At 37.2% G+C, this 12,905-nt stretch carries 12 protein-coding genes; 9 read left to right on the top strand and 3 right to left on the bottom strand.

Features of this window, described 5'->3' with window-relative positions; all coding sequences use genetic code 11:
* Window positions 1-150 precede the first annotated feature (150 nt).
* A complete protein-coding gene (sixA, locus tag DK865_RS14135) occupies window positions 151-624 on the top strand; it encodes a phosphohistidine phosphatase SixA (RefSeq protein WP_109392211.1) in 474 nt (157 codons plus the stop codon).
* Window positions 625-711: 87 nt separating this feature from the next.
* Here the strand turns inward: sixA and smrB are convergent, their stop codons facing one another.
* Entirely contained in the window at window positions 712-1,254 is a 543-nt protein-coding gene (gene smrB / locus DK865_RS14130; RefSeq protein WP_109392210.1) for an endonuclease SmrB, read from the bottom strand.
* A gap of 634 nt (window positions 1,255-1,888) precedes the next feature.
* On the opposite strand from smrB, the gene prmB reads away from it, so the two are divergent.
* The 7 genes from prmB to DK865_RS14095 all read left to right on the top strand — a co-directional run bounded on the left by prmB (window position 1,889) and on the right by DK865_RS14095 (window position 7,786).
* A complete protein-coding gene (gene prmB, locus DK865_RS14125) occupies window positions 1,889-2,767 on the top strand; it encodes a 50S ribosomal protein L3 N(5)-glutamine methyltransferase (protein WP_052026910.1) in 879 nt (292 codons plus the stop codon).
* A gap of 84 nt (window positions 2,768-2,851) precedes the next feature.
* Window positions 2,852-3,937, top strand: coding sequence for a chorismate synthase (gene aroC, locus DK865_RS14120; protein ID WP_023581680.1), 1,086 nt, complete (start codon window positions 2,852-2,854; stop codon window positions 3,935-3,937).
* A 169-nt stretch (window positions 3,938-4,106) separates the two neighbouring features.
* Entirely contained in the window at window positions 4,107-4,907 is an 801-nt protein-coding gene (locus tag DK865_RS14115) for a sulfite exporter TauE/SafE family protein (RefSeq protein WP_023581681.1), read from the top strand.
* 17 nt (window positions 4,908-4,924) lie between these two features.
* Window positions 4,925-5,479, top strand: coding sequence for an elongation factor P hydroxylase (locus DK865_RS14110; RefSeq protein WP_023581682.1), 555 nt, complete (start codon window positions 4,925-4,927; stop codon window positions 5,477-5,479).
* 153 nt (window positions 5,480-5,632) lie between these two features.
* Window positions 5,633-5,905 (top strand): YfcL family protein, encoded by a 273-nt coding sequence (locus DK865_RS14105; protein WP_006533359.1) that lies wholly within the window; start codon window positions 5,633-5,635, stop codon window positions 5,903-5,905.
* Window positions 5,906-6,232: 327 nt separating this feature from the next.
* Window positions 6,233-7,129: a hypothetical protein gene (locus DK865_RS14100; RefSeq protein ID WP_023581683.1), complete on the top strand. Its 897-nt coding sequence runs from the start codon at window positions 6,233-6,235 to the stop codon at window positions 7,127-7,129.
* A gap of 108 nt (window positions 7,130-7,237) precedes the next feature.
* Entirely contained in the window at window positions 7,238-7,786 is a 549-nt protein-coding gene (locus DK865_RS14095; protein WP_109392209.1) for a GNAT family N-acetyltransferase, read from the top strand.
* Window positions 7,787-7,881: 95 nt separating this feature from the next.
* On the opposite strand, the gene mnmC is transcribed toward DK865_RS14095, so the two are convergent.
* Window positions 7,882-9,930, bottom strand: coding sequence for a bifunctional tRNA (5-methylaminomethyl-2-thiouridine)(34)-methyltransferase MnmD/FAD-dependent 5-carboxymethylaminomethyl-2-thiouridine(34) oxidoreductase MnmC (gene mnmC, locus DK865_RS14090; protein WP_109392208.1), 2,049 nt, complete (start codon window positions 9,928-9,930; stop codon window positions 7,882-7,884).
* A gap of 205 nt (window positions 9,931-10,135) precedes the next feature.
* Here mnmC and fabB point away from each other — a divergent pair, with 205 nt between their 5' ends.
* Window positions 10,136-11,347, top strand: coding sequence for a beta-ketoacyl-ACP synthase I (fabB, locus tag DK865_RS14085; RefSeq protein ID WP_023581685.1), 1,212 nt, complete (start codon window positions 10,136-10,138; stop codon window positions 11,345-11,347).
* A 563-nt stretch (window positions 11,348-11,910) separates the two neighbouring features.
* Here fabB and DK865_RS14080 read toward each other — a convergent pair.
* Complete coding sequence (locus DK865_RS14080) at window positions 11,911-12,831, bottom strand: DMT family transporter (RefSeq protein WP_023581686.1); 921 nt, start codon at window positions 12,829-12,831, stop codon at window positions 11,911-11,913.
* Window positions 12,832-12,905 lie beyond the last annotated feature (74 nt).

The following is a 12,905-nucleotide window of genomic DNA, read 5'->3' as shown; positions in this document are numbered from 1 at the left end:
GCATGTTCTTAAAAAGATGAATAATGCTATTGCAATTAGGGTATTGAAGATTTTATATGAGGATATATTGATTTAAACTGAATTAAATTAAGTATCTTAAAAGTATAAATACCAGTAATTACAAAAATAAAATAGGTTTAATAATTTACTATGCAAATTTTTATTATGCGCCACGGAGAAGCGGCTCTTGATGCAGCCAGCGATGCACTAAGACCACTGACTGAACGTGGGAAAAGTGAATCAATAAAAATGGCTGAATGGATGACAAAGCAAGGACATACTATCGATTATGTTTTAGTCAGCCCTTATTTACGAGCTCAACAGACATTGGATGCAGTAAAAACAGATTTAGCCCTACCTAGTAAAATAGAGACAGATGATGGACTTATCCCCGGAGGAAACCCTTCACATGTTGCACATTACTTACGTGCCTTGGGGGATGCAGGATATAAAAATATTCTTGTTATTTCTCACTTGCCTTTAGTTGGCTATGTTGTTGCTGAACTTTGTCCGGCGGTATGTGCCCCTATGTTTTCAACATCAACTATTGCTTGTGTTGATTTTGATTTATCAAAAGGTGCAGGGGAGTTGTTATGGCAAGTATCACCCTCAACATTGAAATAAAATTTAAATCAATTAGCTAAGTAAGTCATTAACACCTTATTTCACCCGATAGGTGATTTAAGGGTTAATACGATAGAAATTGGAGGTTTAGCGACGAGCAATATCGTCGTTTTCCACTAATATTAATAATGCAGCATCGCCTCCCCATTCTTTTGGGGCTTGATGAAAAGCAATAACATCGGGGTGTTGCGCTAACCAAAGTGGTGTTTGCTGTTTTAAAATATGTTTGCCGTGACCGTGCATAATACAGGCACAATAAACATGTTCTCGTCTACATGCCGCAATCAATGCGCCAATCTCTTGCTTTGCAATTAGCTGTGTTAATCCATGCAAATCTAGAAAAAATTCAGGGATATAATCACCACGACGTAGCTTTTTTAATTCATAAGCATTAGCGCCTTCTCTTAAATAGCGCATTGGACCTTCTGTCGCTAAATTAGGCTGGAATTCATCTGAAAAATAGTAAGAGGCATCAACTTGTTCTTGTTGAAGACGTTCAACAGCGTAGTGCGTCACTTTCTTACGTTTTGGTGAATGCAGTATTTTATCTTGTGGTAATTTCTTGGTGCCTTTTATCATCTCCTGAAATAACGCAATTTCAGAAGGTGGTAATGAAAATTTTTTATTCATTTTTTACGATTCTTCATAGTGTTACTGTCTTTATCAGGCAATAGTACATGAAATAATGTCAGAGATAAAAAAGTATAGGTTATAAATTTAGCATAAAAAAAGGCAGGGGATTTACCCTGCCGAAATAGTCACATAGTTAGCAAATATAGGCTGGTTAACAAGTTGCTCTACTCATAATATCTGTGGAACATAACACATTGTTATATCTTCAGGTTACGATAAAAAGATATCAAAATAGTCTTTAAAATGAGTTATCCGCTTTCCAGTGACGGCATGTTAAATGAAAAACATCTATAGGCGCATTTTGGTACACAGTTAATTCTTTCATGTTCTAAGTATGGTTTAATTTCATTAACTTGCTAATAAAAGTCAAATTAAAAGTATAAAATACCAATATCTATTTATGAGTAGATCGTAAATTTTGTTTTTGATTACCTAATTGAAGTTTAAAACCATAATTAATGTATGGTTATGGACAAAAAAACAATAATGTAGTGATGTTTTTTTATGGTTCCCCGCTGATTTATCGCCATCTTCATGGCAAACTACAGACTTTCTATTTCTTCAGAGGACAACAGTTTTGGATATAACACTAAAAGAGGAAGCGGTTGCTGATCTAAGCACGATCCTAGATATGTTACGTTGGGCTATGAGTCAGTTTAATTCATCTGATATTTATTATGGTCATGGCACAGATAACGCGTGGGATGAGGCATTACAGCTTGTATTACCAACCATTGCACTTCCTTTAGATATTCCAGAGGCACTGTTATCAACGAAGTTAACGACTTCTGAAAAAATGGAAATCATTACACTTATCGAAAGCCGAATTGAGCAAAAAATTCCAGTCCCTTATTTAACGCATAGCGCTTGGTTCTGTGGTCACGAATTTTATGTTGATGAACGTGTTCTTATCCCTCGTTCTCCTATTGGTGAATTAATCAATAACCATTTTGATGGTTTAATTCAGCAAGAACCAACACGTATTCTCGACTTATGTACGGGAAGTGGCTGTATTGCGATTGCTTGTGCTCATGAGTTTGAAGAGGCTGAAGTCGATGCGGTTGATATTTCTGAAGATGCATTGGAAGTCGCTGAATTCAACATTGAAAACCACGGTTTAGTGCATCGTGTTTACCCAATGCAATCAGATTTATTTAACGCTATTGTCCCGACGCCTTACGATATTATTGTGACAAATCCTCCGTATGTTGATGTCGAAGATATGGGGGATTTACCTGATGAATACCAAGTTGAACCTGAATTAGCATTAGCTTCGGGTATTGATGGCCTAGATATTACAAGACAAATTTTACTAAAAGCCCCTGAATATCTGAGTGAAAAAGGTATTTTAGTGTGTGAAGTGGGGAATAGTATGGTTCATCTTATTGAGCAATTCCCTGAGGTTCCATTTACATGGCTTGAGTTTGAAAATGGTGGAATCGGTGTCTTTATGCTGACTCGTGAACAGCTCGTCGAATATTCAGAGAGTTTTTCTATTGATAAACGTTGATGTCACAGTAATGAGACGGTAGATTGTTATTTATTGCAAATAACATATTGATAACATCACACAGTAAAAGATAGGAATAAAGGGATGGCAGGAAACAGTATCGGACAATTATTCAGAGTCACAACTTTTGGTGAGTCTCATGGTATTGCATTAGGTTGCATTGTTGATGGTGTACCTCCTGGATTGCCTTTGACAGAAGCTGACTTACAAGTTGACTTAGATAGACGCAGACCCGGAACATCACGTTATACCACTCAACGCCGTGAACCCGATCAAGTTCGTATTTTATCAGGTGTATTTAATGGTGTTACCACAGGGACAAGCATTGGTTTACTGATTGAAAACACGGATCAACGTTCTCAAGATTACAGTGAAATTAAAGATGTTTTTCGACCCGGTCATGCTGATTATACCTATGAGCAAAAATATGGTTTGCGTGATTATCGTGGTGGTGGACGCTCTTCTGCGCGAGAAACAGCAATGCGTGTTGCTGCCGGTGCAATTGCCAAAAAATACCTAAAAGAGAAAATGGGCATTGAAATAAAAGGTTATCTTTCTCAATTAGGTCCAATTACTTGTGATCTTGTTGATTGGTCTATCGTTGAAACCAATCCGTTTTTCTGCCCAGATCCTTCTCGTTTAGAAGCGCTTGATGAATATATGCGTGCCCTTAAAAAAGAAGGCAACTCGATTGGTGCAAAAGTCACTGTGGTTGCAGAAGGGGTGCCAGTAGGATTTGGTGAACCTGTTTTTGACAGACTAGATGCAGATTTAGCGCACGCATTAATGAGTATCAATGCTGTGAAAGGCATTGAAATTGGTGATGGTTTCGGTGTTGTAACACTAAAAGGCACTGAAAATAGAGATGAAATCACTAAGAATGGTTTTACTAGCAACCATGCAGGTGGCATTTTAGGTGGAATTAGTAGTGGTCAGCCAATTGTTGCTCATATTGCTTTAAAACCAACATCTAGCATTACTATTGCAGGTAAAACAATTAATCGTGAGGGTGACGAAGTCGATATGATAACCAAAGGTCGTCATGATCCTTGTGTCGGAATACGCGCTATCCCTATCGCAGAAGCAATGATGGCAATTGTATTGCTCGATCATGCATTGCGCCAACGTGGTCAATGTGGTGATGTTGTACCGCCACTAATGCAATGGTAATCATTCTACGTCAATAACGAAGTCGATAAACTGTTGTAAGTTTGATGTTCGCTTTAAAGGTGTGAGCGCCTAATTTTATTATGCTCAGATCGTGTTACTGTGGCTTTTTTAACATAAATGAGATCAACACAGTAACACGTCCTTCATTCCTAATAATTCGGATAGATAAATGGATTGGCTCTTTTCAGATGGCATCTACCTTCTTCTCTTCTTTGTTGCTTTAATCGCTGGTTTTATTGATTCAATTGCGGGTGGCGGTGGATTAATCACTATTCCCGCTTTGTTATCTGCGGGTATCCCGCCTGTTCAAGCTCTAGCAACGAATAAACTGCAATCCGTAGGCGGCTCATTTTCGGCGACCATGTATTTTATACGCCGAAAAGTCATTGATTTAAAAGCGCAGCGATTTGCAATTTTAATGACTTTTATTGGTGCCGTTTCTGGTGCCATGTTGGTGCAGTTTATTAATCCAGAGATCCTTAAACAAGCACTTCCTATTCTTACTATAGCCATCGGTCTCTATTTTCTTCTCACTCCATCAATAGGTGCTCAAGATAGTAAACAACGTATTGGTTACTATACTTTTGGTGCAATATTAGGTGGAGGCGTCGGTTTCTATGATGGTGTTTTTGGCCCCGGTACAGGTTCTTTTTTTGCTTTAGGTTATGTCATGCTACTTGGATATAATCTTTCAAAAGCAACAGCTCATGCTAAGTTACTTAACTTCACCTCTAACTTTGGTTCTTTACTGTTTTTTATTATTGGTGGGCAGGTTATTTGGACTATTGGTTTAGTTATGCTTTGTGGGCAGTTTATTGGTGCTCGCTTAGGTGCAGGTTTAGTATTAACAAAAGGGCAAAAATTAATAAGACCTATGTTGGTCATTATCTCCTTTTTGATGAGCATCAAACTCATACATGACAATCATGGCGATACTATTGCACTTTGGTTTTCTGCACTTTTTAATTAGGAATAGATGGTTTTTAAATGTCAGCACATCATTATCAACAGTTAATTGATATCTTTAATCAATGTTTCAGCGAAAGTTTCCAAACTCGTTTAGTTAAAGGGGATGATGAGCCGATTTATTTGCCTGCAAATGAAGAGACACCTTATCACCAAATCATTTTTGCTCATGGTTTTTATGCCAGTGCATTACATGAAATTTCACATTGGTGTATTGCCGGAGAGGCACGTCGCCAACAAGTTGATTATGGTTACTGGTATTGCCCTGATGGACGAGATGAGATCACGCAAGGGCAGTTTGAAGTTGTAGAAATCAAACCTCAAGCGTTAGATTGGTTATTCTGCCAAGCGGCTGGTTATCCTTTTAATGTCAGTTGTGACAATTTAGAAGGTAACTTTGAACCTGACCGTTATGAATTTAGAAACAAAGTTAGAGAACAAGTGCTCGCTTATTTACGAGACAAAAACACGCCACCTCGCGCACAGCTATTTATTAATGCGTTACATTTGTTTTACAATACCCCAGAGCTAACGGAAGAGATGTTTCCTTATCAGGAAAATCCTTTAGTTAATTAAGGATTGCGAGAATAACTATCGCCTATCCACTGTGAAGGTTTTACCCAATAGGGTGGAGTCTGAAGTAGTAAGGTTGCTGGAACAGATGTATTTATGCTTTGCTAAGACAAGGTAAATATAAGAGATAGCAACATTATATATTGAGGATAAATAATGCTTTCTGAGTATGAAGCGTACTTATTAGATAAAATTGATAGCCGTGTTGAACATGCCACTGACGATGAATTATTTGCAGGCGGGTATTTACAAGGTCATATTACATTGGCTATTGCTGAACTTGAGCAAGAAAATAACACGCAGTTAGAAGCGTTAAGAGCGCGTGTAGAAGAGAGCATTCAAAAGGCGATAAAAGCAGGTGAGCTTTCACCTCCAGATCAAGCGTTAGTTTTATCTACATGGCATGATTTAGTTAACTCAATTAATTAATTCGATATGTCGACCAAGAGAACAACCGGCATCAATCGGTTGTTTTTTCTTTCTTAATACCTTATTAAAATCACAGTCTCTAAGTTATATTTAAGATATTTACTGTTGAATTAGATTGGTTTTTATACAAAAATTGATCCTTACTATTTATCAATTGTTTTTATTTGATTTTTCAAAGTCGATGTATCTCTCATTGATTAAGCATAATAGTGCTATCTTTTGTAACTCCTTGCCATTTCTGTAAAATTACTTTTAAATGTTTTTTAGGAATGTTTCTCGGGATGCAAATGATTTGCATAGAATATTTATGATAAGGATAACGATACGATGAAAAATTTCTTTAAAATAGGCCTACTGACTAGCGCTGTTTTATTTTTATCTGCTTGTGATCAATTTGATTTAGATAATAAAAAAAATAAGTTTTATTACAGTAATCCAAGCGAGAAAGTTATTAGTTTTAGCGTCGATGGTAAAGAATATCAGGTTGAACCGGGTAAAAATGGTTACATAACATTGTCACCCGGTGAACATAATTTAACAGATAGTGCCGGTAATAATGCGCGATTTATGGTTTATGATCATAATAATGGTGGCATATTAAATCCTGATAATTTTATGTATTACACCCTTTCTGAAGTTTATGCCGTAAAGGGAAAAACAGACCAATTTAAACCGGTTGATTACCCCGTTATTATTAATGGCTATGAATTTGAACTTCCAGTACGTAGCACTAATGCCACATTAATTGATGGTAATGTGTTTCAGTGTACTTATGCCTTAGGTGAGCCATTTCCTAATGAGATCCGTACTCGTAATAAAAATAATAACGGTAGTATAAAAAATAAATGCTTTGATAAACCTGAATTTATTAAATATATTTCAGCGGAATACAGTAAAGATTTAGCTCCGTTTACTCAAGAAGATGAATATAACGACTCAGTTAACCTTGATTTAGACTATATGTTACCGACAGCAGAATTTACTGATCCTGATATTCAAGCTGATGCAGAAGAGCTAGTGTCATTATTAAATCAAATCCAAGAAAGTGACGATCCAAAGATCCATAACACATTAAAAGATAAACTTTATAAGGCGACACTTGCTGTCTCTAGCGCGTATGCTAATAGAGTGGTGAAAGACTCTGTAGAAGACAACAAGTATTACAACCATTTTATGGAAGAGAGTGGTAAATTTCAATCTTACGGTATATTACCGAAAGAGTAAGGTATTCAAAGAGTAAAAGCCACTTAATGCAATTGTAAGCCATCCAATCGGGTGGCTTTTTTAACATATTTAAGTCACTAAAAAATAAAAACATAACGGGAAATCGCTATGACAACAACACAAGCCAAAATAAAAAATAACGATATTACGCTTCGCCTCACACAAATTGATGATGCAAGTAAATTACCGGCTATCGAGCAATCAGCAGGGCAATTATTTAGCACCTTAGAAGATTTAAGTTGGATAAGCGAAAGTGGCGTACAAAGTGTTGAAAAACATTTAGCTTTTATTAACCATAAAGGACATTGGGTCGCTGTTAATCGTGAGAATGAGCCCGTCGGTTTTATTATGACGAAGCCATTACCAGAAAGCTTATTTATTCATGAACTCTCAGTGAGCCAAGACTGGCAAAATAGGGGCATTGGTAAATTACTTATTCAAAAAGTAAAAGATGAAGCCAAGCTACATCACTTTGATGCGGTTACGTTGACAACCTTTCGTCATGTACCTTGGAATGCACCGTATTATCAACGTTTAGGTTTTTCTATTTTATCAGAAAGTGAAATTCCTCATTCTTTGCAAGAAATCTTAGATGATGAAGTTGAAAGTGGGGGATTTGTAAAAGAAATGCGCTGTGCAATGAAGTTTGAGCTTTAGCTTCTCTTTGCATGCGATGATGTCGGATCTCTCAATGAGTAAAACAAAAAGCAAAAATAAGCGAGCCAAGCAACCCAAGTCGGTTGCTTAGACATTTATTTTACTTCAATCGACTTTCCTCGCAATAATGCTCTTACCCAAAAACGATTAGGGTGTAAGGCATTCAACACATTATCTTCAACTGGAAAAGGTTCATCAAAAATTTGGCTTGCTAATATTTCAGCAGATAAAGGTGCTGAACATAAACCTCGTGAACCTAATGCGCTAAAAACATAGAGCTGATGAAAAGCGGGAGCTAATGAAGGGATCTTTCTTCTACGTTTAAATCTATCTAGGTGCTTATATTCTACAATTAATCGATCAAAGTCAGGTACCTCACCTAATAGTGGGAGATGATCTCGAATAGTACAACGAATACCCACACGCGCCTGATTTTGGCTAAAATTAACATCTTGAGTCCATTTGGCTTTAGATAAACAGTGAGTGAGATGCCATTGATTATCTTCTTGTTCTTGACGCGATATTTCTAAATCTAATTTATCACGACGAAAACTCGCTCCGACACAATGCAAATTATCTTGAGGGTCAACAGGTGTAAAATAACCGTCGTAACATAAAACAGTGCTGAGTTTTGATAAATTTTCAGTGGTTGGAATATGACTCACTTGACCACGTACCGCGCTAATTGGAAATTTTGCACTTTGGCTAAAATCGGTAATACATTGTCCATTGGCTAAAATAACACAATCATGTTGAGCTAAATATGGTGAGTGTTCATCATTATGTTGACGATTAATTGTTAAATGCCAATGCAGATCTTGTGCTTCTAGCTGTACTACGTGGTGTTTAAATAAGAGATCCGCACCTAATTGTTTGGCAAGCTGTAGTGCGTTATTGGTTAATTCCGTTGGAGAAAGCCAACCCCCCTGAGGATAAAAAAGCCCATCACAATTGATATCAAGCCCACATAATTTATTTATCTCTTCTTCTGTGAGATAACGTGCAAGGTGAGCAAATGGTAGTGAATTATCCATGATACGCTCTGCTTTTTTACGAACTCTGTCGTTGTAAATAATTTGAGCAACACCTGACCATTGATGAGTGAAGTTAACACCCATTTGATCTAATTGATCGTAATAACGAAGAGAGAATAAAAAAGCTTGCGTAAAGAATTGCTCTAGCTCATCTGATTTACCATTGAGTAATGGATATAAAACGCCTTGCCTATTACCAGACGCATTGGTCGCGGGGTGTTCGTCTTTGCAATAAACCGTAACTTTAGCGCCTCGTCTTAAACATGAGAGCGCCATTAATGCACTAGCAATTCCACCACCAATAATTGCGATATCTTTGTGTTCAGTGGCGCTAGGTCGTGCATAGTAAGGAACAAATTCGGGTGATGGTGAATGAGGAAATAGCCCCGTGAGCATCTCTCTTTTCTCACCAAAACCTTTTACTTTTTTAATTTCAAAACCAACACGTTGTAGTCCACGTCTAACAAAACCAGCAACGGTAAAAGTAGCGAACGTGCCGTTTTCACGCATTGAATCAGCCATAGCTTGGAATAAGGTTTCACTCCACATTTGTGGATTTTTAGAAGGTGCAAAACCATCAAGAAACCAAGCATCAATTTTATTATGTAGTGTTTGGCGAGTTTGAGGCAGGAGTGTATTGATATCGCCAAACCATAAATCAAGGGTAATTGCACCATCAGCAAGAATAATGCGGTGACAACCGGCAATAGGTTTAGGCCATTGAGAGCATAACTCTTGTGAATATTTTTCGAGTTCATGCCAGTGACTATGGGCAGTGTGTAAATCTTCTTTAGTGAGTGGAAATTTTTCAAAACTAACATAATGTAAACGCTGGAGTTTTGCATCAGGAGTTGTTTGACGAAACTGCTCAAATGCTTGCCAAAGAGTCAGAAAATTCAGTCCTGTACCAAATCCAGTTTCTGCGATAACACATTCAGAGCGTACATGTGTACCAAAACGTGATGGAAAATGATTTCCCTGTAAGAACACATGTCGAGTTTCTTCTAGACCATCTTGGTTTGAAAAGTAAATATCGCCAAATTGTTCAGAGATAGGCGTACCAAGTTCATTCCAACTTAAGGACGCAGTATTTATCGGGCTATTATTCACGGAACTGCCTGTATTTCTCGTAAAAATTAACCAATATCTTAGCGCCGTTAGGTGGCTTGTGCCAGACTTAAAAGGGAAAGTGTTTTATCAGCTTATCTGTATTTTTGTAAAAAAGATCCTGATCGGACTTGTTCGGCGTACAACTGTACGCTAAAGTGCTATTCAGAAATCCCGCAGCTACAACTATTATTGTAAAGAGGTATGAATGAAGCGCGCAGTGATCACGGGTCTGGGTATTGTTTCGAGCATTGGTAATAACCAGAAAGAAGTGCTGGATTCTTTAAAAGAAGGTCGTTCCGGGATAACTTTCTCAGAAGAATTTAAAGAGATGGGGCTTCGTAGCCACATTTGGGGCAACGTTAAGCTTGATACTGAAGGTCTTATTGACCGTAAAATCCGCCGTTTTATGAGCGATGCATCGGTTTATGCCTATTTATCTATGCAAGAGGCGATAGCTGATTCAGGTCTGACAGAAGACCAAGTTTCTAATATTCGTTCTGGCTTAGTCGTTGGTTCTGGTGGTGGTTCACCACGTAACCAAGTTCAAGGTTCTGATGGCATGAGAGCAAAAGGTCTACGTGGCGTAGGTCCTTATATGGTAACTCGTGCAATGGCATCAGGTGTTTCAGCTTGTTTAGCAACACCTTTCAAAATTAAAGGTGTTAACTATTCAATCAGTTCTGCTTGTTCAACATCAGCACACTGTATTGGTCACGCCGTTGAGCTTATCCAGTTAGGCAAACAAGATGTTGTATTTGCTGGTGGTGGTGAAGAGTTAAGTTGGGAAATGACCTGCGAATTTGACGCAATGGGTGCACTTTCAACTAAATATAACGAAACGCCAACCAAAGCTTCTCGTACTTACGATAAAAACCGTGATGGTTTTGTTATCGCAGGCGGTGGCGGTATTGTGGTTGTTGAAGAGTTAGAGCACGCATTAGCGCGTGGTGCACATATCTATGGCGAAGTCGTAGGTTATGGTGCAACGTCTGACGGTGCCGACATGGTTGCCCCATCAGGTGAAGGTGCTGTACGTTGTATGCAAATGGCAATGCAAGGTATTGATAAAGTTGATTATATCAATACACACGGTACTTCAACACCCGTTGGCGATCTAAAAGAGCTTGAAGCTATCACTGAAGTGTTTGGTTCGCATACACCAGCTATCTCAGCAACAAAAGCAATGACAGGTCACTCATTAGGTGCTGCTGGTGTGCATGAAGCAATTTATAGCTTACTAATGTTAGAGCATGGATTTATTGCACCAAGCATCAATATTGAAGAATTAGATGATAAAGCAAAGGGTATGAACATCATTACTCAACCAACAGAACAGAAGCTAGAGACGGTAATGTCAAATAGCTTTGGTTTTGGTGGTACAAATGCTTCATTAGTCATGAGTAAATATAAAAAATAGTTAAATATACTTATATTTTCTTATTAAAAAAAGCAGACTTCATTTTAATGGGGTCTGCTTTTTTATTTGAAATTCATTATGAAAAATAACTTATTATTCTAATAAAGATATTTTTTGAATAAAAATCATTAAAAAAAGATTATATAAATAAGGTTTAAAAATATCTTTCCTAATAATTACTCATTTTATTATTCTAATAAAATAGACAAATTTTGTTAATATATTGTTTATATTAGGAAAAACAAAGTATGTTCATTTTATTTCAATCGTTTAATTTAATTTCGCTCAAAATCATTAAATGTTTTGCTTTATATGGAGTTAGATGAATGGAAAAGTTGAATAAGACAAAAAGAGCGCGAAAAAATTGATCTGGGTTATTTTATTACAAATAAGTAGGAGCTATTTAATATAAAAGTTGGTAATGTTTGCCACGGATACTTGTATTACTTTATATTTTATACTTTGATTTCTTGTGTCAGTTTTATTTATTAAATCTAACATTATGAATGTGACCGGCTAAGAATTTAGCCGGCATTTTTTATTGTTGTCTTTTTGACATTGACTCACATCTCCTGATGACAATCTACTTTTTTCTGAGCAGACTGACGTCGGAAATTCAGTGGTGTTCTAAGTTGTTGCACTAAGAGGACACCAAGTAACACAATCCCCCCACCGACTAAGTGATAACTATGCATTTCTTCACCAAGAAGTGCGATAGCGATCATTGCAGTAAATAATGGCATGAGGTTCATAAAAATAGAGGTTGTATTTGCACCTAATTTCATCACACCTAAAATCCACAGATAAGGTGCAAGAATAGAAGCTCCGATACCTGCGAAGATAACCAATCCAATATTATCTTTTGTTAATGCAACACTTTCGGCAAGAAAGAAGTTTGGTAATAATAACAGAACGCCAAATCCAATTTGTACGTAAAGTGATTGCCAGTTAGGTAGTGCAATTGACCATCGTTTTGTTAATACACCATAAAGAGCGTATGACGCCGATGCAATAAACATCATCAGTTCACCATAACCCAAACCTTGGGTAAGTAACTGAGAGGGGTCGCCACGGCTAATTAGCCAAACTAAGCCACTAATTGAAAGCACGGTGCCTAAAACAATACCTACCGTAGGTACGACACGTAAAACAAAAATACTAATAATCACGGTTAATAATGGGATGAGAGAGTTTAGTATTCCCATAAATGTCGCACTCACATAATGCGCCGCATAATAAGCCAAACTTTGGTACATCACCATCCCTAATGCACCAAGAATAAATAATTTCCACCAATATTGTTTGACGGTTTTACGATGATGCCAAACTGGCATGATCAAAAAAGGTGTCATAATTAAAAAGGCGAGGAACCAACGATAAAAAGAGATTGCAGCAGGATCAATAACAGACGCAGCTGCTTTATTGACGACTGCATTAATGGACCAGATTAACACCGCTAAAAGCGGAAAAATTGCGTTTTTCATTGTTCTCACATCTATTTTAAACCAGACCGCTATTGTAAGCCTGTCTGATTAGATATATATAATGAAAACCAGAC

Source organism: Proteus cibi (assembly GCF_003144405.1).
Classification (GTDB): domain Bacteria; phylum Pseudomonadota; class Gammaproteobacteria; order Enterobacterales; family Enterobacteriaceae; genus Proteus; species Proteus cibi.
Note: the sequence above shows the minus strand (reverse complement) of the source record. Positions and strands in the feature narration are given on the sequence as shown.

Excerpts from the sequence above, each read along its gene's own strand:
- DK865_RS14080 (WP_023581686.1), bottom strand. The coding sequence starts at position 12,831 with ATGAAAAACGCAATTTTTCCGCTTTTAGCGGTGTTAATCTGGTCCATT.
- fabB (WP_023581685.1), top strand. The coding sequence starts at position 10,136 with ATGAAGCGCGCAGTGATCACGGGTCTGGGTATTGTTTCGAGCATTGGT.
- sixA (WP_109392211.1), top strand. The coding sequence starts at position 151 with ATGCAAATTTTTATTATGCGCCACGGAGAAGCGGCTCTTGATGCAGCC.
- prmB (WP_052026910.1), top strand. The coding sequence starts at position 1,889 with ATGTTACGTTGGGCTATGAGTCAGTTTAATTCATCTGATATTTATTAT.
- DK865_RS14095 (WP_109392209.1), top strand. The coding sequence starts at position 7,238 with ATGACAACAACACAAGCCAAAATAAAAAATAACGATATTACGCTTCGC.
- DK865_RS14110 (WP_023581682.1), top strand. The coding sequence starts at position 4,925 with ATGTCAGCACATCATTATCAACAGTTAATTGATATCTTTAATCAATGT.
- DK865_RS14105 (WP_006533359.1), top strand. The coding sequence starts at position 5,633 with ATGCTTTCTGAGTATGAAGCGTACTTATTAGATAAAATTGATAGCCGT.
- DK865_RS14115 (WP_023581681.1), top strand. The coding sequence starts at position 4,107 with ATGGATTGGCTCTTTTCAGATGGCATCTACCTTCTTCTCTTCTTTGTT.
- aroC (WP_023581680.1), top strand. The coding sequence starts at position 2,852 with ATGGCAGGAAACAGTATCGGACAATTATTCAGAGTCACAACTTTTGGT.
- smrB (WP_109392210.1), bottom strand. The coding sequence starts at position 1,254 with ATGAATAAAAAATTTTCATTACCACCTTCTGAAATTGCGTTATTTCAG.
- DK865_RS14100 (WP_023581683.1), top strand. The coding sequence starts at position 6,233 with ATGAAAAATTTCTTTAAAATAGGCCTACTGACTAGCGCTGTTTTATTT.